Raw genomic sequence first — 23414 nt, 5'->3', positions numbered from 1 at the left:
GCAGGTCCTTGCGAGAAGATGGCATCACACGGCTTTGGCACGCGGGTCCACCCAGTGATTGATCAGGTCGACGAGAAAGTTCACGACCACGTATATAGCCGCTGCCAACAGGGTGATCCCCAGCAGCAGCGGCACATCCTTAGACACGGCGGCATCGAGCATCAGGCGGCCAATGCCTTGGCGGGAAAACAGCAACTCGATCACCACCGCCCCGCCCAACAAGCTGGCGAAGACAAAACCTGCGAGGGTCACTAAAGGCACCAGCGCATGGCGCAAGGCGTGCTTGAGGCGTACGCCGGTTTCGGACATGCCCCGCGCACGGGCCATGGCGATAAAGGGTTGTTCGAGGATGTCTTCCAGAGACTGGCGCAACACTTGGCTCAGCACCGCTGCGACTGGCAGCGCCAAGGCCACACTGGGCAAAATCAATGCCCGCCAGCCGTTCGAACCGGACGGCGGCAACAGGTGCCAGCCGAAGGCGAACACCAACAACAGGATCAAACCGATCACAAATGAGGGGGCCGAAGACACCACCAACTCAGTGCCTGACACCAACGAGCGAATCCACGGCGCACGGTTGGCGCTGAGCACCGCGACCACCACCGCCAGCAATACCGCCAGCGCCGCCGCGCTGAGTGACAATTGCGCCGTCGCGCCCAGTTTGCTGGCGATCACCTGCCCCACCGGCTTGCGCAAATTGTAAGAGTCACCCAAATCCCCTTGCGCCAACCGGCCCAGGTACTGGCCGTATTGCACGATCAACGGTTGATCGAGCCCGTATTCGGCACGCACCTTGGCAATCAACTCGGCACTGGGCATTGCACCGGGCCCACCGAGAATGGCCATCGCCGGGTCGCCAGCACTCAGATTAACGGCTAGAAATGTCAGGGTGGCCGCGCCCCAGAGCACCCCAAGACCCGACAACAATCGACGAACTATCAGGCGCAGGTTTTTCATTTAGCCTCCGGGTCGAGCCATACGGCGGTGAAGATCGGCGTGTTGTGCGACGTGTCGAACATCAAGCCCTTGACCTTATTGCGAAAGGCCACCAGTACATGGCTTTCGTACAGCGGCACCGCCGGGACGTTTTCCACCAGACGCTGTTGCGCGATGCTGTAGAGCTTTTGCAGCTCGACCGGGTCGGTCGTCAGCCGAGCCGCTGTCAACGCCGCATCCAGTGGCTCGTCACGAAAACTGCCGATGTTCTGGCCGATAAACGTCGGCGTATTGATTGAATGGCTGTGATAGAGGATGTACAGCCCATCCGCGGTGTTGGTGTGCCAATAACCACCCCCCAGTAACTGGAAGTTGCCGGTGTAACGCTGTTCGGTGAGTTGGGCCAGGGGGATCAGATCGATGCTCAGGTCGAAGCCGACCTTCTTCAAATCAGCTTGAATCGCCACTGCCACGCTGCTGGGATAAGCCCCGGTTTCGTAAGTCAGCACCCGCGCTGCTAGGCGTTTGCCATCTTTGACGCGATAGCCTTGGGCGTCGCGCCCGGTCCAACCGGCGCGGTCTAACAGGCGGTTGGCCTCGGCCACGTCATAACGGAGCGCGTCTTTAAACGCCGGGTCGTAATAGCGGGTATTGGACGCCAGCAGATCAGTCTTGGGCTGGTACTCGCCAAAGCCAGTGATCCACGCCAAGCCTTCACTATCAATGGCTTTGGCCACGGCACGACGAACTACGACGTCCTCAAACGGAAATTTTTCAACGTTAAAGGTCAGGCTGCGAAATGGGTTGCCCTTACGCACGCGGCTGTACATCTGCAAGTCGGGGTTGTTGCGAATAGCACGGGCGTTTTGCGCAGGCGCATCGACGGTAAAGTCGGACTGGTCCGATTCCAATGCGCTAAAGCGGATCATCGCCTCGGGCACGATGCTCACTTCTAGACGGTCGAGGTAAGCTTCGCCCTGATGCCGGGTCACCGCAGGCGCCCAGTGGTAGCCCGTGCGTTTAACAAAGTTCAAGCCTTGGTCGCGGGTATAGCTTTCAAGCACGAAAGGCCCGGTGCCGATCGGGTGTTCGGCGATGGATTTAGGGGCATGTTCAATTTGACGCGGCGACAGCATGCTCAGGTAAGACTGCGCCAGCACGTCGAGAAACGGTGAGTACGGTTCGCGCAGGTGCGCTTCAAAGGTGTATTCATCAACAATCCGCCCGTCGACATAAGGGGCGATGTACGCGGCTGCCAAGGGCGACTTGGTGGCGGGGTCGCGCATGTGTTCGAGGTTGAGTTGCACGGCGCGGGCATTGAATTTCTCGCCATCGCTGTAGGTCACGTCATCGCGCAGATGAAAGGTGTATGTCTTGCCATCCGGCGAAATGTCCCAGGACTTCGCCAGCCACGGCGAGATATTGCCGTTTTCATCCTGATAAACCAGGCAGTCAAATAGAATGCGCCCCAGCCACTGTGTGTTGCCGTGGGAAATCGAATGCACGTCCAGCGTTGTTGAGTCGGACGCAGTTGATACCCGCAACGTTCCGCCCGGTTTGCCGGGACTGGTTTCGCGGTAGTCTTCGGCGTGGCTTGCGCTGCCTGCACCAGTAACGTTGGCACGCGGTGCCTCGCTGGCTGGCTTGCAGGCGCCCAGCACCATTACGCAGGCGACTGCGGCCAGACGGGCGAGCTTTGTGGTTAGGGTCATGTGCTTTCTCCGCCAGCGCCGCGTGTTCACACGACGCTGGCTGCGCAGGCTTAGAAGTTGTAAGTCACGCCAGTGAATGCACCGAAACCATCACCCGGATACAGCGCTGCCGTGTCTTTGCCCTGAGCGTCGTAGGACGGCGCGATGGCGGTCACGTAGTCCTTGTCGGTGAGGTTTTTCAGGTCCAGGTACACCTGCCAGGTTTTGCCCGGATCGTCGAAGCCAAGCCGTGCGCCCCAGAGGGTGTAAGACGGTGCGTAGAAGGTGTTGGCGTAGTCCACTGCGGTGCTCGACGCCGAGCGCACGTTGACCCCGGCATAGAAACCGCTGGCAAATTGATACTGCAACTCGGCTTGGTAAATATGCTTGGGCAGCCCTGGTAGTTCGTTCTTTTTGAACCGTGGGTCATTTTCGTAGTGGAAATCGTTGAGGGTGTAGGCTTGGCGCCAGTTCAACGTGTCGCCGTTGGCTCCCTCCCACAAACGGGTGCTCAAGCCCGCTTCAATACCTTGGTGAATGGTCGGCGTGGCATTGGAGGTGGAATTCACCGCTGCTGAGGTGCTGGTCGCAGGGAGCACTTCAACGGTGAGCAACTCGTTCTTGATCCACGACTTATAGAGCGCCAGGCTGCCGTCAAAGATGCCCGATTTACCCTTGATGCCGAATTCAACGGTGTTGGCCGCTTGCGGGACCAGTGGTTTGGCGTAGTTGCTGGTGACCCCGGAGCCCGAAATGGACCAAGAGCTTGGCGGATCGATGGAACGGCTGACGTTACCAAACAGCTGTACGTCGGGGGCGATGTAGTAACGCAGGCCGATCCGAGGCGCGAGTTTCCATTCGTCGTAACGGTAATGGTTCGGCAGGCCGCTGGTGTTGGCCCGGTCGCTGAACGAGACGTCGACATCGCGCTTGATGTTAATCGCTGAAACGCCGGTGGCCAGGTACAACCTGTCGGTCAGGCCCAAGTCGTTTCCGACGCTGAACACATGGTCGAACGAGCCGTCGTACGAGACCTGCTTTTGTAAGATGTCGAGGTCTTTACTGCCTTTGTAGGTCCGCACCCCAGCACGCACATGCTCGGTGCTGCTCCAACCAACCGTGCTGGTGCTCGACAGGCCGAACAGGTCGTCATTGCGGCTGTAATTAAGCGAGTAGTTAATGTCGCGCCAATCCCAGTAGTTAGGGTTAACGGTACTTTTTTTGCTGAGAATCTGCGGGTAGTCGTGGTACACCACCCCGGCTACGAGCGTGGCGTCATCATCAAAGGTGTAGGTGGTTTTGCTGCCAACCCACGTCGAGCCGCGCTTGGTCGAGTCGGCGCGCGTATCGCGCGTGGCCACGTTGGTCTGGGACGAGTTTTTCTTCAGTTGTGCCAGCGTCAGCGCGCCCGAGTTCTCGTGGTATTCCTCGCGGTAACGCAGGTACACACGGGTTTCCAGTTTGGGGTTGAAGCGGTAGCCGAAGTTAGTGACGATGCCCTTGGCCTTGGTGTAGGTGAAATCCTGGTAGCCGTCGCGCTTGGAGTTGTCGATGCTGACGTAATAATCGGCATCGCCCACCACGCCGCCGGTGCTCAGCGTCTCTTTCTGCCAGCCAAAACTGCCGCCTTCAACCTTAATGCGATTGCCCGGCGCCGTGAGCCCGGTATTGGTCACAAAGTTGATGGCGCCCCCCAGCGACAATGCGCCGTACTCAAAGGCATTGGCACCGCGCAACACTTCGGTGTAATTGAGGCCTTGGGTATCCAGCAACTCGTAGGGCGTGCCACCCGCCCCCGTTAGCGCGAGGCCGTCGAAGAGAAACTTGGTGCCTTCGCGGAAATAGCCGGGCGAGGTGTTGGCACCGGAACCACGAATGGAAATCTTGATGGCGTCGTTACCACCTGCCGCTTGGGCATACACGCCCGGCTGATAAGCGAGCGTGTCTTCCAGCGTGGCTGAGCGGCCCTTTTCCACTTCTGCCTGAGTGACCAGGCTCGTTCCGCCAGCCACTTCGTCGAGCTTGGCTTTGGCAGCTTGCACGTCGGTTAGTTTGGCCGCCTGTACCGTGACGGTGCCTAAACGCCTATCGCCATTTGGGCTGACATCATCCGCTAGGGCAAAAGGTGCGAGGGTTAATAGAGCGCTGCTAACAGCGAATAAGGATGAGTGCCGTAAAACAGCCGTTGTTGCTAAATGCACGCGTTTCAAATTGTTGTTCCCCACCTGAATAGAAAATAGGCGAGTTTCTATTGGAATAGTCAATCTCACGATATAGGGGCTATTGCAGCGAACGTGCCAACTGGCCAAGTGCCTTGTTTATGGGCATTCAGGCGGAAATGTCACTCAGGCGACTGTTGCATTACGCGCCTACTGCCGATCAAGTGTTGATAAATAAACAGCTGAGCGAGCTAGACGGGTCGAGATAGTGTGTTGCCAAAAAAAGACCCGCACGGTCGGAACCGAGCGGGTCTTTGAGTGCTAATCCACCTGTAAGCGCGAGCTTGTTCTAGCGCTCTTTTGATCTTTTAAAAGATCAAAAGACACACTCACTCTAGGGGGGCGGCCGCCAATAACGGGGCAACGTAGGCAAAACGTTTAGTTCTACCCCTGATACGTACAGGCTGAGCCTCAGGCAAAGGTGCAAATGGCTCCCATGAGGCGTCTACCCTTCCTTCCTGCGTCCACAGGTCATCCGTTGTAATTACCTCAAGCCGACCCGCTTCAGCGACACGCTGTACATAAACCTGAGCACTGTCGTCATAAGGGAATAGTTGTGCTCGGATATCTGAGACCGTGTTATGTGAGCGACTTATCTGTGACAGTAATTCGGATTCAGAGACCGAGGCTTCACTGTGATATCGCAGCAACCCTCCTTCTCGGGCACAAAAAAACACCTCACAACCAGGCATTGAACGTGCCAGCAACAGGCTGATTAATAAATTACTGGGCGAAAAAAAATCGCCAAACAAATCATTGGTGCTTTCATGCAGAAGCACATCAGGCTCGTCACCCGAAAGATAAATCCCAACGATTTGATACCCATCGGGTAATACCGGCACACCGTGTTCATTCTTGGGGAAAACTAAATCCTGTTTGAACGCCAAGAAAGGCGTTTCTATGGGTCGGGTGCACGCGTAGCCCTCCGCACTAGAGTCTTTAAGAACAAAGCCTGCAAATTGAGTATGCTTGCGTAACTGCATCAGCCCCTGCACCGCCTTTACCGCCTCCACAGAATTGCCAAACACCTTTTCACACAGTGGCTGCTTAACGACCTCAGTCTGCTCACGTTGTTGATCGAGCTTCCAGTCAGGCCCCAGCTTGGAACGCCGTGACCACTGACCGCCAGGCAATACCACACTGAGATCGCCCGCCAAGCAGATCAAGCCAATTAAATGAGACGGCATTAAAGAGCCCAGATCATAAGCGCGTTCAAAAGTACTCGGGTGCTGGGGCCGTGTGCGCATGAATAATGGCAATAGCGCCTGTTCAAGATCAGAACCGCTGGCGATGTAACTCAGCACGCCCTTATCTGGGCAAGACAAATAGAAGCGCGGGTAGTTATGTCTGTATCGAATGGCCAAGCTCAGGTCTTGAATCGAAAAAAAGCTGTCTTGCAACTCGCTTTCTGAATGCACCGTCCACGCCACTCGATCAATGGTGGTATTGGAGTGATACATCCCTTCAATGGTGTATCCCTCAATGGGCAGAAACAGCCCCTCTTCTGATAATGACAATACTGAGGCGGGGTCAAAGGACAATCCCGACCCTGACTGCGGCAAAGTGGCGTAATAGCGATTGTGCTTTGCGAGAATGAAACCGCCATAGACGACGTCACTCTTGATCGCTGCAATTAATGTGTGCGCATACACGGCCGCATCATCAGCACTGATATAGGCAGGGCTTAAAGCTGGCGTTAACACTGAAGCGGTTATAAGGCTGTTACTCATGAAAATATCCTTGTCTTGGCATGGGCTGAGCGTTTACGCCCAGCATGAAGTCATGCGTTGATTGTCAAGGCATTCAAGGCAACACGTGCGTTATTGGGTTAGGCCCACATGCGGTATTGGCTCACGCGCCACTACCGCTATGAATTGGACAGAATCGCCCTTTTACGCATCAGCCTGATCAGTGAACCGGCAGTTCAACCCCTTCAAACAGGTCTTCAAGTTCCTGTTTGTTATGGCAGGCAATCGCCTTGGCCATTACTTCGCGGGTCAGGTGCGGGGCAAACTTCTCAATAAAGTCGCACATGAAACCACGTAGGAAAGTACCGCGACGGAAACCGATTTTGGTAATGCTGGATTCGAACAGTTCGCTGGCATCCAGTACCACCAAATCGTTATCCAACTTGGTATCGACTGCCATTTTGGCCACGATGCCAACGCCCAGACCCAAGCGCACGTAAGTTTTGATGACGTCAGCATCGGCGGCGGTGAACACCACTTTGGGTGTCAGGCCACGATGGCTGAACGCCTCGTCGAGCTTGGAGCGACCGGTAAAACCAAAGACGTAGGTCACGATGGGGTATTCGGCAAGTGCTTCGAGGGTCAACTTCGGCAGCTTGGTCAGCGGGTGGCCCTGAGGTACGACCACACAGCGGTTCCAGCGATAGCACGGCATCATCACTAGGTCGCCGAACAATTCCAGCGCCTCGGTGGCAATCGCAAAATCAACCGTGCCATCAGCGGCCATTTCAGCAATTTGCATCGGCGAACCTTGATGCATGTGCAAAGCCACATCCGGGTATTGCTTGATGAAGTTGCTGATCACCGGCGGCAAGGCATAACGCGCCTGGGTATGCGTGGTGGCAATCGACAAGGTGCCTTTTTTCTCGTTGGAAAACTCTTGAGCAATCTGCTTGATGCTCTCGACCTTGCGCAAGATCTCACCGGCGGTGGTGATGATGCGCTCACCCGCTGGCGTGACACGGGTTAAGTGCTTGCCGCTGCGGGCAAATACTTCCACGCCCAACTCGTCTTCTAGCAAGCGGATCTGTTTGCTGATACCCGGCTGTGAGGTGTACAGACTCTGGGCGGTAGCCGAAACGTTGAGGTCGTGGTGCGCCACTTCCCAGATGTAGCGCAGTTGTTGAAGCTTCATATGCGTCCCTCAAAGCAAATAGGCGCCATGGGTATCGGCGGCGATATATAACTATATGGAAGGTCAGAAGAATAAATCTAGAACTTTTTTATCGTTTTAAGCAGTTGGCCATCTTCACACATCCGTGCGACGCCGACGTTGCAACAAAGGCACCAGGTACACCGGCATCTGTGCCTGCTCTACAACCCGCGCTGCGGTGCGCCCCAAATGGCTATTGCCCCCCGTAGGCTGGCCGTGACTGCCAAGAATCAGCAAGTCGACGCAGAGCTTAAGCGACTGTTCCAGAATGACTTGCGAAGGCTCCCCCTGAATAACCTTGACCGAGCGGATCAAGCCCAGTTCCTGCTCACCTTCGGATAACTCATCACGAAGACTGTCGAGTACACGTTGCTCGATGTTAGAAAGCATCGTGGTCATACCTTGCTGCTGCAACTCATTCAGCGCCTGTTCATCGAGATAGCTTTGCAGTACCGACTCGGCGAACAACCCCATGGGTTCAACCACGTGTAACACGTGCAAGTCTGCTCTGAAGCTGCGAGACAGCCCTAAAGCGTGTTGCATCACTACTGGCGCGTAAATACCGAGGTCAGTGGCGTACAGTATCGAGCGAATCATACGACCTCCTCGCAGCCTGATATGGGCGAGATAAATTCAGCTTAGCAGCGCCAAGAATAGTACGGCGACCCACGCGATGACTTACACGCGATGTTTATTCGTGCACTAAACCACCCCGTTCATTACTGATGCCATGCGGAACATGGCCCGTAGCCACAACTTGGCGTGCGCTCTCGCAATGGCCGGCCTGATCGTCAAAAAAAACATCGGCTGCGAACGCCTCCAAAAATGCAGACTTATCCAGTCCGCCAAGAAACAGCGACTCATCCAGGCGGATGTCCCAGTCGCGCAGCGTACGAATTACCCGTTCATGGGCAGGTGCCGAGCGGGCAGTGACGAGCGCTGTGCGGATCGGGCAAGCATCATCAGGGAACTCGCGCTGTAACAGGTTCAAGGCTTCTAGGAAGCCCTTGAAAGGGCCTCCGCGCAGCGGATTGCGTGCCGAGTTGCGCTCCAGCGACTGGAACGCCTCAAGGCCACCCGACTGATAAATACGCTCTGACTCGTCTGAAAACAACACGGCGTCGCCGTCAAAGGCGATGCGCAGCTCATTGTTTTCAGCCCGTCGGGTACCGCCAGAGAGGATTGTCGCGGCCGCAAACCCTGCGTCCAGCGCACTGCGAACATCATCAGCATGCGTCGACAAAAACAGGTCGCAGCCAAAAGCATTGAGGTACGGGTGAGGGTTGCGCCCGCCGGAAAATGCCGCGCGGGAGATGCCTAGGTCGTGATGCTGGATCGAGTTGAACACCCGCAGCCCAGTGTCTGCACTGTTACGTGATACCAGCACCACCTCTACCCGTTCGCGCCCGAGGCTGGCATTGAAGCTGAGGAGCTTTTTGACCAACGCAAAAGCATCCCCGGGCTCAAGCACTTCATCTTCATGTTCGATCTGGTACTGGCGATAAGCCTCAATCCCCTGAGTCAGATAGACTTGGTGGCTGACGCTCAAATCGAACAGTGCCCGAGACGAGATGGCCAGCACCAGCTTGCCCTTTAAGCCTTTGCTCATATCATCTCCGCAGCATGGTTGAAGGATTCAAGGAAGCTCGTCGGGCTCAAGCTGCAAGGCCAGACGAATGTGATGAGCCAGTTCGCCTTCGCTGAGGCGAGACTTCAATTCACCGTAGAACTCACCGTCACGCACGACAAACAGCGCAGGAAGGTGGAAGATCTCATAGCGCTCGACCAGCCCACCGTTGTTACCCGCGTCAATCCAGCACAACTGATCAATGGGTAACTGCATGTCAGGCAACATCCTGCGCGCTACCCGACAGCTCGAACACCCGATACTGGTGAAGACCACCAGCGAGGTGCCGGGCAACGTCAGCAGGCGCTGGTCGGCATCAAAGTCAGTCAGTTCCATTTCAGTCACTATACTCACTCAAACAATATCAAATTGCTGGCACTCGGAGTGTGCGTACATGGGTCGTTTTTTACCTCACCCAGATGATGTACCTGTTGAGATAACCCCCCGTAAAGAACCCGCTCTTTCGCGCCAGAAGCTGCACTCTATCAGCCTCGGTGGCGTCGCATGCAACAGTGACAGAGGCTGGCGACGCGGCACGGCGGTAGATATGTACATGCCAAGCCTAGGTCAAACAGCGCACTACCCCGGCTATATCGCTTGGTGCAAGAAACAGCCTGAGGGTTATCGGGTTGGCGTGGCTTTTACTGATGACCAAACCTTGTTTGGCGCACGTATGGGCGAGCAGGTATGCCAGATCGAACACTATTTGCGCCTGCAACATCAGCAAAACCTCCTCCCTGCGAATATGGAAGCGCTGGCACTGGAATGGGTCAATTTGCATGCCGTGGAGTTTTCCCAAGCGACCTTGGAGCGTGCATTAGCACAACCCGCGCTGGATTAAACCGCTGTATGCCCATTGTCGAATAACCGCTTAACGCGTTAAGGTTCGGCTCCCCGATGCGCTCAATTAAGCTGTGCTCCGCCGCACGGGGAACGCTGGCGGCCGGCACCCGTGACCTGACGAGTAACACGATGGCTGATTTACCGATCGACGACCTTAACGTTGCCTCCAACGAAACCCTGATCACACCTGACCAGCTCAAGCGCGAGATCCCTCTCAGCGATACAGCCTTGCAGACTGTGACCAAGGGCCGTGAGGTCATTCGCAACATCCTTGATGGCAAAGACCATCGACTGTTCGTTGTCATCGGGCCTTGCTCGATCCACGACCTCAAGGCTGCCCACGAGTACGCAGAGCGTCTGAAGGTGCTCGCGGCTGAAGTCAGCGACACGCTGTATGTGGTCATGCGGGTGTATTTCGAAAAACCACGGACTACTGTGGGCTGGAAAGGCCTGATCAACGACCCGTACCTGGACGACTCGTTCAAGATCGAAGACGGTCTGCACATCGGCCGCAAATTGCTGCTAGATCTGGCAGAAATGGGCTTACCTACTGCCACAGAAGCCCTTGATCCGATTTCTCCGCAATACCTGCAAGACCTCATCAGTTGGTCGGCGATTGGTGCACGTACCACCGAGTCGCAGACTCACCGCGAAATGGCCTCCGGCCTGTCCTCGGCCGTGGGCTTTAAGAACGGCACCGATGGCGGCCTGACTGTGGCGATCAACGCCTTGCAGTCAGTGTCGAGCGCGCACCGCTTCCTAGGGATCAACCAGGAAGGTGGCGTGTCCATCGTCACCACCAAGGGCAACGCTTACGGTCACGTGGTATTGCGCGGTGGCAACGGCAAGCCAAACTATGATTCGGTCAGCGTGGCACTCTGCGAGCAGGCACTGACCAAGGCCAAGATCACCCCGAACATCATGGTCGACTGCAGCCACGCCAACTCCAACAAAGACCCGGCGTTGCAACCGCTGGTGATGGAGAACGTGGCTAACCAGATCCTCGAAGGTAACCAATCGATTATCGGCCTGATGGTCGAAAGTCATCTGAACTGGGGTTGCCAGGCAATTCCTAAAAACCTTGACGACTTGCAGTACGGCGTCTCGATCACCGATGCCTGCATCGACTGGGCGAGCACCGAAACTACCTTGCGCAGCATGCACGCCAAGCTCAAGGACGTTTTGCCGAAACGCGCTCGCGGCTAATTATTCAGCGCACACAAAAACGCCGGGCTAGCCCGGCGTTTTTTATGCAGTGTTGTTTCAGGTCTTGGCCTGGGCGCGCTTGTGACGCTCCATGTAGCGCTCTACATAGGAGCATGAAGGGATTACCTCGTAGCCCATTTTCTCGGCAAAATCGAGCGCTTGCTCGGTCAAAGCCGCCGCAATACCCCTTCCGCGAAGGGCGTTGGGTACAAACGTGCGATAGATATCCAGAGTCTGCTTACCCAGATCCATGTAGGTCAGGTAGGCACGGTGACCGTCGATAGTGGTCTCGAACTGGTGACCTGCCTGGTCATGGTGGATGGACAGCGCCTCGCTCATCATTACTCCTCGCGGGTCTTGGACTGTGACCCCTACCTTACTGGTGTTTTTCCGCCGAGGGAACTACTAGGCCATCATAGTCGCTCTCGCAATTAATGCTCAGTGCGTGCACACACGCAAAAACAGAGGAAAAAACTCGATCAAATTTTTCCCCAAGCTATGCAGCGAATGCGTCCAGAACATTTTTCGGAAGGTTGAAGCTAAGACGCATGCGCCCTCTTGAAGTCACTTCGGACTGTCTTTATATTTGCTCACAGCACGCTGGCAGCCAGCCAAAAATAGCTGTTTTTGTCAGACACATTCTGATAAATCTAGCCTATTGGCGTTGATTGCCAATTATTTTTTTTGGTTCTTGCGCTAGGTCAGTTTACTTACTACAAGTAATGGGTAGTATGTACGCCGGCTGTTTCCTCATGTTGAAGGAGCAGCTTCAATTAGAAAGTCCTTGAAGGGGAACACGATGAACAACGTTCTGAAATTCTCTGCTCTGGCATTGGCCGCAGTTCTGGCTACCGGTTGCAGCAGCGTATCTAAAGAAACTGAAGCCCGTCTGACTGCAACTGAAGATGCAGCAGCTCGTTCCCAGGCTCGTGCTGACGAAGCCTACCGCAAAGCTGACGAAGCTCTGGCTGCTGCTCAAAAAGCACAACAGACTGCTGATGAAGCTAACGAACGTGCTCTGCGCATGCTTGAAAAAGCAAGCCGCAAGTAATAGTCCTTCGGGATTATTATCGAAGCCGACCCATTCATGGGTCGGCTTTTTTTATGCCTGCCCATAACTAAGCCGAGCATAAAAAAACCGCCAGAGAGTTAACCGTGGCGGCTTTTTAGTGCTTTAGCGCTATTACTGAACGTAGTCCAGCGACTGACCTAACGGGGCTGCGGTACTGGCACTGCCAATCTCTTCAGGTATCCCGGTTTCAGCCCCGACAACAGGGAAGGCCTTGTCTTTGTCGATCTGGATGCTGTTTTCAAGGTCTTTATGCTTTAGCAAAAAGTTGATAAAGGCCGCGTACTTGTTCTGAAGGTCTTCGGGAGTCAAATGCGACTTATCACTTACAGCAAGCAATGAGCCATCTTTAACATTTAGCGGTTCGTGGACCTCAAGGAAGACTTTGCCGCCACTGACACCGATTTTGTAAGGTTCGTTAATGATCCTGACTGGAGTGCCGACCGGCACCATGTCGGCCATTTCAAGCACGTTCTTGTTCAGCATTCGGAAGCAACCATGGCTGGTACCTGTGCCGATACCAAACTTGGCGTTCGAGCCGTGAATCAGGTAGCCGGGCATGCCAAGTGTGAATTTGAAGGGCCCTAACGGGTTATTAGGGCCAGCAGGCACAACATTCGGCAGTGGATCACCGTTCAGGGCGTGCTCGGCCTTGATCGAGGCGGGAGGCGTCCAAGTAGGGTTTGGCGTCTTGGCGGTGACTTTCGTCAAGCCCAGCGGCGACCCCCAGCCTTCTCGGCCGATACCCAGCGGAAAGGTATAAACCTTGTTTTGATCTTTAGGGAAGTAATACAACCGGTACTCAGCCAGGTTGATCACGATGCCTTCGCGCTTGCCCGGCGGCAAGATGAACTGGGTCGGCAAGACAATGTCGGTATCGACGATCGTTCCATCTAGGTTCTTTTTGACCGGCAACCAGGCATCGACGCCCGGGTTGGCGGCAATCATTTCCGAGTAACCCAGTTCGTACTCGTTACCAAGGTCAGAGAAGGAATCCTCGTACTTACCCTTGATAACCTGCACCTGCCCGACCACGTCTTCACCTGGCGGCGGCAACGGAAATTCAAGCGCATAAACGGGACCCGCAACACACAGTGCGGCAACTGACAGGTAGCGGGTGACGGCAGGTAGGCGCGACAACATCCGGGACATCCTTCGCAGAATCAACGGGGGATAAAAAAGGGAGTGTACACGCCGCCCTGAAAAGCCGGGAGGCGTCGTATTACGTCTTAAGGCTTCAGACAGGTTGAATCATAGTTCAAAGCGCAACTCAGGCCAGATCGGCTCCGTGCCACGGCGCTGCGACTCGATGATCGCCCGGCACAGCGGGCACAGCCGATGGTCCTGAAAAACCTTGCGCGTGACATCTGACCAACGCGGCTGCGCAGGCAGCAACGAGCCACACAACGTGCGGTCAATCGTGCCGCCCAGCTCCAATTGGCGTGTTACCAAATGCACCCGTACTTCCTGGCAGGCGAACAAATCGAGCTGTTCATCGGGCTCGATCAGTTGATAAGCATATAAAGACCAGGCAGGACGCGACATCAGGGGCTCCAAATCGGGGGGGCGCCACCTTAGCCGAAAGAATGCCGCTAGAAAAGCATCAAAGCAGCGGTTTTAGGGTTGGCCACACATTATCTAGCAAACGGCCCTGTGCATTGGCCTTCGGATGCAGTCCGTCCGCCTGAATAAACTCCGGATGGCCACCCACGCCTTCCATGAAAAACGGCACCAGCGCGACCTTTTTCTCGCTGCCCAGATCGCTATAGACCTTGGCAAAAGCATCGGTATAGCGCGGTCCATAATTGGGCGGCAACAACATGCCCAAAACTAGCACCTTGGCACCCGCTTTTTGCGAGTCGTCGATCATCGCGGCAAGATTTTGTTTCAATTGTGCAGGCGGCTGGCCGCGCAGCCCATCGTTGGCGCCCAGCTCAATAATCACCACCTGCGGTTTATGCTCTGCAAGCAGCGCCGGCAACCGATTTAACCCGCCTGCGCTGGTGTCGCCACTGATCGAAGCATTGACCACTTGGTCGCCATACCCCTGCTCTTTCAGGCGCTGTTGCAGTAAAGAGGCCCACCCCAGACGGGTATCCAGGCCCAAAGCCGCGCTGATACTATCGCCGACGATCAAGATTGTTCCCGCTGCTGCATTCTGCGCTATACACATCAGGGCCAGAGCAGCACTTAAAAACCACGTACGCATTGGATTCTCCATGGGCGAAAGTATTCTCACCGCGCAGAACCTTAGCAAAGTGGTTCCCAGCACGGAAGGCGAGTTAACCATCCTGCACCCTTTGAGCCTTGAACTGCACAAAGGCGATAGCCTGGCGATAGTCGGGGCATCGGGTTCTGGAAAATCCACCCTGCTGGGCCTGCTTGCCGGGCTCGACCTGCCCAGCCAGGGCGAAGTTATTTTGGCAGGGCATGCGCTCAGCACGCTGGATGAAGACCAACGCGCACGGGTGCGTGCCGAACACGTCGGCTTCGTCTTCCAGTCATTCCAACTGCTCGATAGCCTCAACGCGCTGGAAAACGTGATGTTGCCGCTGGAACTGGATGGCCGCAAAGACGCCCGCGAACACGCGCGGCATCTGCTGGAGCGTGTCGGCCTGGGCCAGCGCCTAAGCCATTCACCGCGCCAACTGTCCGGTGGCGAACAACAGCGCGTTGCCATTGCCCGCGCATTTGCCGCCAACCCGGACGTGCTATTTGCCGACGAACCCACCGGCAATCTCGACAGCCACACCGGTGAGCGCATCACCGACTTGCTCTTTGAACTGAACAAAGAGCAGGGCACCACGCTGGTTCTGGTGACCCATGACGAACGTCTGGCCCATCGCTGCCGACGCCTGATCCGCCTTGACGCCGGCCACTTGGTCGGCCCTCTGGAGCCTTGATGGCACGCCTGCCACTGTTGCGCATGATCAGCCTCGCCTTCCGCCAACTGCTGCGCGATGCCCGTGCGGGTGAGTTGCGGGTGTTGTTTTTCGCCCTGCTGGTCGCGGTGGCTGCCAGCACCGCCATCGGCTACTTCGGTGCTCGCCTTAATGGCGCGATGGTATTGCGCGCCACCGAATTCCTGGGCGCCGATCTGGTGCTGGAAGGCAGCTCGCCTGCCCGCGAAGAACAAATCAAGGTCGGTAAAGAACTGGGCCTGCAACATGCGCAGATCGTCGAATTCTCCAGCGTCATTGCCACCGACAACGGCATTCAGTTGTCCAGCGTCAAAGCCGCCGACAGCGCTTATCCGCTGCGCGGGGCACTCAAAAGCGCCGCGCAACCCTTCGCGCAAGAGAAACCCGGCGGCGGCCCAACGTCTGGCGAAGCCTGGGTTGAGCCCAGACTGCTCACCGCACTCGACCTGCATGTGGGTGACGCGATTGATGTCGGCTCAAAAACCGTCAAGGTCACCCGCGTTCTGACCTACGAACCCGACCGCGCCGGTAATTTTTACAGCCTCACCCCACGCGTACTGATCAATCTGGACGACCTTAAGGCCACCGGTATCGTACAACCCGGCAGCCGGGTCAGCTTTCGCGAACTGTGGCGCGGCGAAACGCCTGCACTTGAATCGTATCGCCAAACCATCAAACCGGGCCTCGATGCCAACCAGCGCCTGCTGGACGGCCGCGATGGCAACCAGCAGATTGGCGGCGCCCTAGGCAAGGCCGAGCGTTACCTGAATATGGCCAGCCTAGTGGCAGTGCTGCTCGCCGGGGTCGCTGTTGCCTTGTCGGCAACCCGTTTCGCCAATCGCCGTTTTGACGCCAGCGCCCTACTGCGCTGCCTAGGCTTGTCGCGTCGAGAAACACTGTGGCTATTTGCCCTGCAGTTGGCCATTCTCGGGCTGCTGGCAAGCCTCGCGGGCGCTCTTCTCGGCTGGTTCGCGCAACTTGGCTTGTTCGCCTTGTTGCACGACTTGCTGCCCGCCGACGTTCCGCCCGGTGGCCTGATGCCCGCGATTGCGGGGATGGGCACCGGGCTAGTCGCACTGGCTGGTTTTGCCTTGCCGCCCTTGGCCGCACTGGGACGCGTACCGCCACTGCGGGTGCTACGCCGTGACATCCTGCCGATCCCGGCCAGCACATGGAGCGTCTACGGGGCCGCATTGCTGGCGCTGGGCCTAATCATGTGGCGCATGAGCTTGGATCTGGTGCTGACCTTCGCCCTGCTCGGTGGCGGCGTTATTGCTGCACTGCTGCTTGGCAGCCTGTTGTTGCTCGGTTTGCAGGGACTTCGTCGCGGCCTGGCCGGAGCCTCATTACCGTGGCGCTTGGGTTTGGGGCAATTACTGCGCCAGCCCTTGGCTGCTGCGGGTCAAGCTCTAGCCTTTGGCCTGATTCTGCTGTCCATGGCGCTCATTGCCTTACTGCGCGGTGAGCTGCTCGACACGTGGCAAAATCAACTGCCCAAAGACGCCCCCAACTACTTTGCACTGAACATCCTGCCCGTCGACAAAGACACCTTTGGCGCACGCCTGCATGAACTTCAAGCACAAGCAGCACCGCTCTACCCTGTGGTTCCCGGACGCTTGATCAGTATCAACGGTGAGCCCGTGCAAGAGCTGGTCACTAAAGACTCCAGTGGCGACAAAGCCGTGCAGCGCGATCTGAGCCTGACTTGGGCGGCCGATCTCCCCGAAGGTAACGAACTGACCGCTGGCCAGTGGTGGACGGCGCAGCCAACCGGCGACGTACCGGGGGTGTCGGTTGAGGCCAAAGTGGCCGAAAGCCTGAAGCTAAAACTGGGCGATCACTTAGTGTTTACAGTGGCCGGGGTTAACCGTGAGGCCCAGGTCACCAGTTTGCGCAGCATCAACTGGGACAACTTCCAGCCCAACTTCTTCATGATCTTCCAGCCCGGCACCTTGCAGGATTTGCCAACCACCTACCTCACCAGCTTTTACCTAGCGCCGGGTCACGACAAAGAAATCATCGAGCTGTCACGCAGCTTCCCGGCAGTGACCATTCTGCCGATTGATGCCTTGCTCGAGCAGCTGCGCAGCATCTTGGCGCAAGTCACGATTGCCATTGAGTACGTGCTGCTGTTCGTGTTGGCTGCGGGGATGGCGGTGCTGTTTTCCGGCTTGCAGTCCACCCTGGATGAGCGCATTCGCCAAGGTGCGCTGCTACGGGCACTGGGCGCCGAACGCCAACTGCTGATTAAGGCCCGTCGTATCGAGTTCGGCTTACTGGGCGCCACCAGCGGTTTGCTCGCAGCATTGGGCGCCGAACTGGTGAGTCTGGCCCTGTATCGCTATGCCTTTGACCTGCCTTGGCATCCGCATCCATGGCTGTTGCTACTGCCTGTGATCGGCGCCGTGATGGTCGGCGGTGCGGGGGTGTTTGGCACCCGCCGGGCGCTGAATGCCAGCCCGCTGACAGTGTTGCGCGAGGGCTGATAGACTCGCCACCTTCTCTGCCAACGGATTGCCCATGAGTCGCTACCGTCCTCCCCGTCCTGCCGGCACCGCGCTGATCACTCCCGAAGGTGAAGCGCGGATGCGCGCAGAACTGCATGAGCTGTGGCATGTGCGCAGGCCGCAAGTCACGCAGTCGGTCAGTGAGGCGGCAGCTCAGGGTGATCGTTCGGAAAACGCCGAATACACCTATGGCAAAAAAATGCTGCGCGAGATCGACAGCCGTGTGCGCTTTCTCACCAAGCGCCTTGAAAGCCTGAAAGTGGTGAGCGAAAAACCCAGCGACCCGAACAAGGTGTACTTCGGCGCATGGGTCACGATTGAAGATGAAGACGGCAAACAATCGCGCTACCGCATCGTCGGCCCCGATGAACTGGACCTTAAACAAGGTTTGATCAGTATCGATTCCCCTCTGGCTCGTGCCCTGATTGGCAAATCGTTGGATGCCGAAGTCCAAGTTCAAACACCGACCGGCGAACAGTGGGTCTATATAGTCGCTATTGATTACCCCTGATTAGCAGCACCACTCGTTATTCAAGGCATGGAAGCCACTGAATACAACCCAACATGAAAAATGAATGAAGAACCTGCGTGCGTAAGTGGCATTTCTTACAGGCTGCATCGTAGTTGTGTCGTTGAACGTTGAGCCCGCACAACTAAACTCAGGACTTCAAACACTCACATTATTTTAATGGAATAAATTAATGACACTATTAACTCGCCTATTCGCCGCACTTTCACTGAGCTTGCTCGTCGCCACTACCACGACAGCTCACGAGCCAGAGCCCGCAAGCGCAAACAGATCCGGGCTGTCTGAAATCAAGAAAAAACGATTACCAGGCTCGGGCCCCTATATCTATAGAGGTTGCATTACCCTGTTTGGTGATTATTGGGTTGAAGTACTGCCTTTTCGTTCGACTCACTCGACGGCAGAAGAACTAATGTCCAACCAATCAAATCTTCGAGACTGCGTTAAAGCGTAAAAGTCGACTCAGCAGCATCGCGCAAGTGCTTTCCTGTCAGCGTTGACTGTTAAGCAAGGCTGACCGGAGGGCGCATATACGCTCATTAACGCAGGGTAATCAAACCCTGACGCGATACACGGATCAGGTTGCGAATGACCTGCTCCGCATGTTCTGCGGCGGGCGACTGAATCACCGCTAAGTCAAAACTGTCATCGGCAAAGCGCGTCAGCCCGTCACCCTCTTCGACAAACTGAATCAGAAACGCCGACGCCCGGCCTTTGCGACGTGGCCAGCCGTCGAGATAACGCAGCAGCGTCGGCTGGTGTTTACCACCCAGAAGGATTTTTGGATTGCGAAACGTCTGATTGGCCGTGATCGGCGCAAGACGTACGAAGGGACGTGGTTGACTCATGAATCGGTTCTCCGCCTCAAGGTTCTGCGTGGCAGGTGAGAGGCATCACCGAACCAGCGCTTTAGCGGTATTTCGAGGCCTGTTTCAAGCCTCTTAGAAGGTCATTCGACCCTCTGGCGCCCCGCAAGTAGCTGTTTAAATCGGCGCAAGAAACATCCTAGATAAAGCTGGTTACAACTGTCAAGAATCATGTTTCACGAAAAAGGCTTCGAGCCAAAGAGCGGCGCATGAGCCACTCTTTCAAACCCGTTCGATCAACTGAAACCCCTGCGTCATAATCCCTTGTTAGCCTGCCTCCAAAAAATCTTTTGTAACATTTATTTAGGAGCCCGTAATGAGCGACGAGAAAGACAAGGACACCCTACTGCCTGCCGACACCAGCCGCCGGCGCTTCCTAGCCGGTGCTGCCGCGCTGGGCGTGGGCGCTGCAACCTTGAGCGCGTGCGGGAGCAGTGAGCAAAACAGTCCGGTCAAGGCGCTGCCGCTGACGCCCGCCGAGCTGGACAAAAAACTCCACGAGCAGGTGAAAACCATCGTGGTGATCTATGCCGAGAACCGCAGCTTCAACAATCTGTTTGCCAATTTCCCGGGCGTAGAAAAACCCTTGTCTGCACTCACGCCCGCCGATTACCAGCAGCGGGATCGCGATGGCAGCCTCTTGCAGACCCTGCCAGCCGTCTGGGGCGGCATCTTGCAAGTCGGCCCGCAGACTGTTGACGGCGTGACGTACGAGCAAGGAGTGCAGTTTCAGGAAAACCTGCCTAACGCGCCATTCGCGCTGAAGGGCCCGAACCACGAGGACCTGCCGCTGAGCCTGGTGACCCGAGACCTGTGGCACGTGTTTTACCAAAACCAAATGCAGATCAACGGCGGCAAAAACGACCAGTTCGTCGCATGGGCAGACTCCGGGGGGCTACCGATGGGTTACTACCCTCAGTCGCAATATTCGCTGCGCCTCTGGGACGTAGCGCGCGAGTTCGTATTGTGCGACAACTTCTTTCAGGGCGCTTTCGGCGGCTCGTTCCTCAATCACCAATATTTGATCAGCGCCACCGCGCCGTTCTATCCGAACGCCACCACCTCAGTGGCCAAGCCGCAGATTGCCACCCTGCAAGGCGACGACCCGACCGGAACGCGCCTAAAACCGCTTGAAAAAACCCCGGACAGCGCCATGACCGGCGCGCCTCAGTTCGGTCCCAGCGCACTCACGCCAGATGGTTTTGCCGTCAACACCATGGCCCCGCCCTACTGGCCGACCTGGATTCGTGACCCTGAACGCCCGGACTATTCCAAGCCTGATCTGCCAAGCGTGCTGGTGCCACAAAGCCACGAGCACATCGGTGACAAACTGAGCAAAAAGAACATCGACTGGGCCTGGTACGCGGGTGCATGGCAAGCCACATTGGACCAGTACAAGGATTCGGGCGGCATTCCGAAAATCCCGAACTTCCAGTACCACCACCAGCCGTTCAACTACTTCACCCAACAAGGCCCCCAAAATCCGGCAGAGCGCAGCAAACGTTTGCGTGACGCCGGGCTGGGCGACGAAGCCAGCACCAACCGCTTCCTAGCCGATGCCGAGGCAGGCAAGTTGCCCGCCGTGTCTTTCTACAAACCTCAGGGCAACCTGAACCTGCACGCAGGGTATGCCGATGTGGCCTCCGGCGACCGGCACTTGGACCGCACACTTAAAGTGCTGCGCAACAGCCCGCAATGGGAAAACATGGTCGTTGTGCTCACCGTCGACGAGAACGGCGGTTGGTGGGACCACGTGGCGCCGCCCAAGGGCGACCGCTGGGGCCCTGGCACGCGAATTCCTGCGCTGGTGGTGTCGCCCTTCGCCCGTAAAGGCACGGTTGACCACACGGTATATGACACAGCTTCGATCCTGCGACTGATCACCCGCGTGCATCAGTTGGAAGTGCTCGACGGTCTAAAACAGCGTGACGACGCAATGAAAGCCCGCGGCCAAGCGCCCATGGGTGATCTCACCAACGCGCTAACGTTCTGACTCAGGCCGTTTACCCACCCCCTGCGCTACACGCATAAAAAATCCGCAGCCCTTAGCGGCGCTGCGGATTTTTTGCGTGTACAGGCCGCGGCTTAATCAACAATGGCACGGTCTATCGACAACTTACCCGCACCTTCGAACAACACCGCCACAGTGCCGCCCAGCAGAGCCAGGGCGAATTCATAGCCGTTGTTGGCCATAAACAGACCGTTATGGATGTGAACCGAGAAGATCGCCACCAACAACGTAAACGACAAGCCCAATGCTGCTGGACGCGCCAGTAAACCCACAATCAATGCCAAACCGCCAAAGAACTCAGTACCACCCGATAACAGCGCCATCAGCGTGCCGGGCGCCAGACCAATGCTTTCCATCCATTGCGCGGTGCCGGCCAGTCCACCGCCACCAAACCAGCCAAAGAGCTTCTGCGAACCATGGGCCGCAAAGATAATGCCGACGAAGACCCGCAATACAGTCAGGCCGTAACCGGCACGTGTTCCTAAAACGGTCTGAATCAATTTGCTCATGGTGCAGTCCTTAAATTAGTTGGGGAATGGACGCCATATTAATCAGTTTTTTCCTTGTTAAAAGTCGAATAAATCCTACATAAGAATCGAATTATTCGATTATTTACGTGAGGCCACCGTCCGTTCTGCAGGCTCTAAAGAGTCACGCTCACGAGCGAAGGCCAAATAGTATTTATTCACGCTATTAACATAGCTGACGCCACTCATGCCCACCTGCTCCATGGCAATTCGTTCCACTTGGAAAAACCATTGATTGGGATTCAACCCCCGGCGCTTGGCCTCTGCCCGCATGGCCTGCACCCGTTCAGGGCCCATGTTGTAAGCGGCCAGCACGAAGGCCATCCGCTCACGCTCGTTAAGTTTGGGACTGGAGAAAAATTTGCGACGGATCAGCGCCAGGTACTTGGCACCGGCCTGCACATTGCTATCGACATTTTTAATGTCATTGACCCCCACCCGCTGGGCGGCGGAAGGGGTAATCTGCAGCAACCCGGTGGCGCCACCAGAACCCCGAGCAGCGGGATCCAAGGCCGACTCTTTAAACGCCAGTGCGGCAAGATTAAGCCAGTCCATGCCCTGTTGCCTCGCATGCTTTTGCAGCACGGGCCGCAGTTTTTCGAGCTTTTGTCGGTCCGCTTTGGCCAGTGGGTAATGCACGCGATACAAACGTCGGTACACCCGCTCAAACGCTACATCCTGATTAGACGGCGCCTTATAGCTGGCCAAAAACTTGTCGACACTGGCGTGCAACATGGAAGCATCGCGGCGAACGAACCAGCGCATCGCTGCCGGTTCGCTGATCAGCACCTGGCGATCGAAACGAAGTTTGGGCATCAACGTAGCCCAGCGCTCGGCAATCGGTTTTTCCACAATCGTCAGATGAAAGATCCCGGCCTGTACCATCTCCAGCACATCTTCCACCGCCAGACTCGGATCGACCCATTCAACCTTGACCGGTGGCAATTTGCGCAACGCCAGCTTTTGGTTGATCAGATTGATTGAATCACCCGCTGCACTGCCCGTGGTCAGCGCCACCGTTCGGCCCGAGAGTTGCTCGAATCGGGTGTAGTGGCGCTCACCTTTGACCCCGACCAGCAACAAAGGCACACGTTCGACGATAGGGTCGCTCGGGCTCACCGCGTGGGTAGGTTTGACGTCCAGCAACTCCCCCGGCGCCATTAAATCGCCCTCACCGCGCATCAACGCACCGAGCAACTGGTCTTTTGCCTTAGGGATAATTTTGAGGGAGATCTCTTGCCCGTCACGCGCCCGGGCATTGAGGTAACGCTCGAAGGCGCGCAAGCGGTGGTATTCAACACCGATGTCTTGGCCCTGTACTTCGCCAGAGCTGTTGCGGCTTTGATTAACCAGCACCCGCAACACTTGGCTGCTGCGAATCTGCGCCAGATCGCGGACCTGACTTGGCTGCCCGACCTGTAAAGGTCCAGCCAGGCGTGCCATCGCCGGGACCGGCAACAGCATCAGGCACAGCGCAATCAATAACGTAGGTCTCGTCATCTGTTCTCCGGAAAGAATACAGTCCAGCACCGCGTCGGATTACCCGACAACCGGTCGCCCCAAT

Annotated in this window: 22 protein-coding genes; 7 read left to right on the top strand and 15 right to left on the bottom strand. The window is 56.5% G+C overall.

The features are described 5' to 3' along the window. Positions 1 to 24: 24 nt before the first annotated feature. The 8 genes from B347_RS0116200 to B347_RS0116165 all read right to left on the bottom strand — a co-directional run bounded on the left by B347_RS0116200 (position 25) and on the right by B347_RS0116165 (position 9710). Complete coding sequence (locus tag B347_RS0116200) at positions 25 to 957, bottom strand: ABC transporter permease (protein ID WP_019410737.1); 933 nt, start codon at positions 955 to 957, stop codon at positions 25 to 27. Next, entirely contained in the window at positions 954 to 2648 is a 1695-nt protein-coding gene (locus B347_RS0116195) for an ABC transporter substrate-binding protein (RefSeq protein WP_019410736.1), read from the bottom strand. The genes B347_RS0116200 and B347_RS0116195 overlap by 4 nt, the downstream gene beginning before the upstream one ends. Before the next feature lie 50 nt (positions 2649 to 2698). Further along, a complete protein-coding gene (locus tag B347_RS0116190; RefSeq protein WP_100218040.1) occupies positions 2699 to 4828 on the bottom strand; it encodes a TonB-dependent receptor family protein in 2130 nt (709 codons plus the stop codon). A 347-nt stretch (positions 4829 to 5175) separates the two neighbouring features. Beyond that, complete coding sequence (locus B347_RS0116185) at positions 5176 to 6576, bottom strand: DUF4329 domain-containing protein (RefSeq protein ID WP_019410734.1); 1401 nt, start codon at positions 6574 to 6576, stop codon at positions 5176 to 5178. A 178-nt stretch (positions 6577 to 6754) separates the two neighbouring features. Then, positions 6755 to 7729: an HTH-type transcriptional regulator CysB gene (cysB, locus tag B347_RS0116180; protein ID WP_019410733.1), complete on the bottom strand. Its 975-nt coding sequence runs from the start codon at positions 7727 to 7729 to the stop codon at positions 6755 to 6757. Positions 7730 to 7843: 114 nt separating this feature from the next. Further along, complete coding sequence (locus B347_RS0116175) at positions 7844 to 8344, bottom strand: universal stress protein (protein ID WP_019410732.1); 501 nt, start codon at positions 8342 to 8344, stop codon at positions 7844 to 7846. Between the two features lie 94 nt (positions 8345 to 8438). Beyond that, complete coding sequence (locus B347_RS0116170; protein ID WP_019410731.1) at positions 8439 to 9356, bottom strand: 5'-nucleotidase; 918 nt, start codon at positions 9354 to 9356, stop codon at positions 8439 to 8441. A 27-nt stretch (positions 9357 to 9383) separates the two neighbouring features. Next, complete coding sequence (locus B347_RS0116165) at positions 9384 to 9710, bottom strand: thioredoxin family protein (protein ID WP_019410730.1); 327 nt, start codon at positions 9708 to 9710, stop codon at positions 9384 to 9386. A gap of 58 nt (positions 9711 to 9768) precedes the next feature. On the opposite strand from B347_RS0116165, the gene B347_RS0116160 reads away from it, so the two are divergent. Together B347_RS0116160 and B347_RS0116155 are read left to right on the top strand one after the other, a co-directional pair. Beyond that, a complete protein-coding gene (locus B347_RS0116160) occupies positions 9769 to 10215 on the top strand; it encodes a PilZ domain-containing protein (RefSeq protein WP_026014237.1) in 447 nt (148 codons plus the stop codon). 131 nt (positions 10216 to 10346) lie between these two features. Next, positions 10347 to 11423 carry a 3-deoxy-7-phosphoheptulonate synthase gene (locus B347_RS0116155; protein ID WP_026014236.1) on the top strand — a complete coding sequence of 359 codons (1077 nt, stop codon included), beginning with the start codon at positions 10347 to 10349 and terminating at the stop codon, positions 11421 to 11423. Positions 11424 to 11480: 57 nt separating this feature from the next. On the opposite strand, the gene B347_RS0116150 is transcribed toward B347_RS0116155, so the two are convergent. Beyond that, positions 11481 to 11762 carry a GNAT family N-acetyltransferase gene (locus B347_RS0116150; RefSeq protein ID WP_019410727.1) on the bottom strand — a complete coding sequence of 94 codons (282 nt, stop codon included), beginning with the start codon at positions 11760 to 11762 and terminating at the stop codon, positions 11481 to 11483. A gap of 460 nt (positions 11763 to 12222) precedes the next feature. Between B347_RS0116150 and oprI the strand changes: the two genes are divergently transcribed. After that, positions 12223 to 12474, top strand: a complete 252-nt coding sequence (oprI, locus tag B347_RS0116145) for an outer membrane lipoprotei OprI (protein WP_003172710.1) — start codon at positions 12223 to 12225, stop codon at positions 12472 to 12474. Positions 12475 to 12606: 132 nt separating this feature from the next. Here oprI and B347_RS0116140 read toward each other — a convergent pair whose 3' ends face one another. The 3 genes from B347_RS0116140 to B347_RS0116130 all read right to left on the bottom strand — a co-directional run bounded on the left by B347_RS0116140 (position 12607) and on the right by B347_RS0116130 (position 14701). Beyond that, complete coding sequence (locus tag B347_RS0116140) at positions 12607 to 13635, bottom strand: L,D-transpeptidase family protein (RefSeq protein ID WP_019410726.1); 1029 nt, start codon at positions 13633 to 13635, stop codon at positions 12607 to 12609. 108 nt (positions 13636 to 13743) lie between these two features. After that, the gene (locus B347_RS0116135; protein ID WP_003446817.1) at positions 13744 to 14037 is read right to left on the bottom strand and encodes a hypothetical protein; all 294 of its coding nucleotides are present in this window, start codon (positions 14035 to 14037) and stop codon (positions 13744 to 13746) included. Between the two features lie 58 nt (positions 14038 to 14095). Further along, positions 14096 to 14701: an arylesterase gene (locus tag B347_RS0116130; protein WP_019410725.1), complete on the bottom strand. Its 606-nt coding sequence runs from the start codon at positions 14699 to 14701 to the stop codon at positions 14096 to 14098. A 10-nt stretch (positions 14702 to 14711) separates the two neighbouring features. Here B347_RS0116130 and B347_RS0116125 point away from each other — a divergent pair, with 10 nt between their 5' ends. From B347_RS0116125 to greB, 3 genes are read left to right on the top strand one after another with little or no spacing between them, the layout of a single operon-like run. Then, positions 14712 to 15395, top strand: a complete 684-nt coding sequence (locus B347_RS0116125; protein ID WP_019410724.1) for an ABC transporter ATP-binding protein — start codon at positions 14712 to 14714, stop codon at positions 15393 to 15395. Continuing rightward, the gene (locus B347_RS0116120; RefSeq protein WP_019410723.1) at positions 15395 to 17899 is read left to right on the top strand and encodes an ABC transporter permease; all 2505 of its coding nucleotides are present in this window, start codon (positions 15395 to 15397) and stop codon (positions 17897 to 17899) included. The genes B347_RS0116125 and B347_RS0116120 overlap by 1 nt, the downstream gene beginning before the upstream one ends. A gap of 34 nt (positions 17900 to 17933) precedes the next feature. Beyond that, positions 17934 to 18431 (top strand): transcription elongation factor GreB, encoded by a 498-nt coding sequence (gene greB / locus B347_RS0116115; RefSeq protein WP_019410722.1) that lies wholly within the window; start codon positions 17934 to 17936, stop codon positions 18429 to 18431. A gap of 554 nt (positions 18432 to 18985) precedes the next feature. Here greB and B347_RS0116110 read toward each other — a convergent pair. Further along, the gene (locus tag B347_RS0116110) at positions 18986 to 19294 is read right to left on the bottom strand and encodes a hypothetical protein (protein ID WP_019410721.1); all 309 of its coding nucleotides are present in this window, start codon (positions 19292 to 19294) and stop codon (positions 18986 to 18988) included. Positions 19295 to 19628: 334 nt separating this feature from the next. Between B347_RS0116110 and B347_RS0116105 the strand changes: the two genes are divergently transcribed. Beyond that, positions 19629 to 21305, top strand: a complete 1677-nt coding sequence (locus B347_RS0116105; RefSeq protein WP_019410720.1) for an acid phosphatase — start codon at positions 19629 to 19631, stop codon at positions 21303 to 21305. A gap of 92 nt (positions 21306 to 21397) precedes the next feature. Here the strand turns inward: B347_RS0116105 and B347_RS0116100 are convergent, their stop codons facing one another. Both B347_RS0116100 and B347_RS0116095 read right to left on the bottom strand, forming a co-directional pair. Then, positions 21398 to 21832, bottom strand: coding sequence for a DoxX family protein (locus B347_RS0116100; protein ID WP_019410719.1), 435 nt, complete (start codon positions 21830 to 21832; stop codon positions 21398 to 21400). Between the two features lie 99 nt (positions 21833 to 21931). Beyond that, positions 21932 to 23350 carry a transglycosylase SLT domain-containing protein gene (locus B347_RS0116095; protein WP_019410718.1) on the bottom strand — a complete coding sequence of 473 codons (1419 nt, stop codon included), beginning with the start codon at positions 23348 to 23350 and terminating at the stop codon, positions 21932 to 21934. Positions 23351 to 23414 lie beyond the last annotated feature (64 nt).

Source organism: Pseudomonas psychrophila HA-4 (genome assembly GCF_000282975.1).
In the GTDB taxonomy this organism is placed as follows: domain Bacteria; phylum Pseudomonadota; class Gammaproteobacteria; order Pseudomonadales; family Pseudomonadaceae; genus Aquipseudomonas; species Aquipseudomonas psychrophila_A.
The sequence above is the reverse complement of the archived record's forward strand: the minus strand, read 5'-3'. Positions and strand labels throughout refer to the sequence as shown.

Coding starts and splice junctions, on each gene's coding strand:
- B347_RS0116200 (WP_019410737.1), bottom strand. CDS start 957: ATGAAAAACCTGCGCCTGATAGTTCGTCGATTGTTGTCGGGTCTTGGG.
- B347_RS0116195 (WP_019410736.1), bottom strand. CDS start 2,648: ATGACCCTAACCACAAAGCTCGCCCGTCTGGCCGCAGTCGCCTGCGTA.
- B347_RS0116185 (WP_019410734.1), bottom strand. CDS start 6,576: ATGAGTAACAGCCTTATAACCGCTTCAGTGTTAACGCCAGCTTTAAGC.
- cysB (WP_019410733.1), bottom strand. CDS start 7,729: ATGAAGCTTCAACAACTGCGCTACATCTGGGAAGTGGCGCACCACGAC.
- B347_RS0116175 (WP_019410732.1), bottom strand. CDS start 8,344: ATGATTCGCTCGATACTGTACGCCACTGACCTCGGTATTTACGCGCCA.
- B347_RS0116170 (WP_019410731.1), bottom strand. CDS start 9,356: ATGAGCAAAGGCTTAAAGGGCAAGCTGGTGCTGGCCATCTCGTCTCGG.
- B347_RS0116165 (WP_019410730.1), bottom strand. CDS start 9,710: ATGGAACTGACTGACTTTGATGCCGACCAGCGCCTGCTGACGTTGCCC.
- B347_RS0116160 (WP_026014237.1), top strand. CDS start 9,769: ATGGGTCGTTTTTTACCTCACCCAGATGATGTACCTGTTGAGATAACC.
- B347_RS0116155 (WP_026014236.1), top strand. CDS start 10,347: ATGGCTGATTTACCGATCGACGACCTTAACGTTGCCTCCAACGAAACC.
- B347_RS0116150 (WP_019410727.1), bottom strand. CDS start 11,762: ATGAGCGAGGCGCTGTCCATCCACCATGACCAGGCAGGTCACCAGTTC.
- oprI (WP_003172710.1), top strand. CDS start 12,223: ATGAACAACGTTCTGAAATTCTCTGCTCTGGCATTGGCCGCAGTTCTG.
- B347_RS0116140 (WP_019410726.1), bottom strand. CDS start 13,635: ATGTTGTCGCGCCTACCTGCCGTCACCCGCTACCTGTCAGTTGCCGCA.
- B347_RS0116135 (WP_003446817.1), bottom strand. CDS start 14,037: ATGTCGCGTCCTGCCTGGTCTTTATATGCTTATCAACTGATCGAGCCC.
- B347_RS0116130 (WP_019410725.1), bottom strand. CDS start 14,701: ATGCGTACGTGGTTTTTAAGTGCTGCTCTGGCCCTGATGTGTATAGCG.
- B347_RS0116125 (WP_019410724.1), top strand. CDS start 14,712: ATGGGCGAAAGTATTCTCACCGCGCAGAACCTTAGCAAAGTGGTTCCC.
- B347_RS0116120 (WP_019410723.1), top strand. CDS start 15,395: ATGGCACGCCTGCCACTGTTGCGCATGATCAGCCTCGCCTTCCGCCAA.
- greB (WP_019410722.1), top strand. CDS start 17,934: ATGAGTCGCTACCGTCCTCCCCGTCCTGCCGGCACCGCGCTGATCACT.
- B347_RS0116110 (WP_019410721.1), bottom strand. CDS start 19,294: ATGAGTCAACCACGTCCCTTCGTACGTCTTGCGCCGATCACGGCCAAT.
- B347_RS0116105 (WP_019410720.1), top strand. CDS start 19,629: ATGAGCGACGAGAAAGACAAGGACACCCTACTGCCTGCCGACACCAGC.
- B347_RS0116100 (WP_019410719.1), bottom strand. CDS start 21,832: ATGAGCAAATTGATTCAGACCGTTTTAGGAACACGTGCCGGTTACGGC.
- B347_RS0116095 (WP_019410718.1), bottom strand. CDS start 23,350: ATGACGAGACCTACGTTATTGATTGCGCTGTGCCTGATGCTGTTGCCG.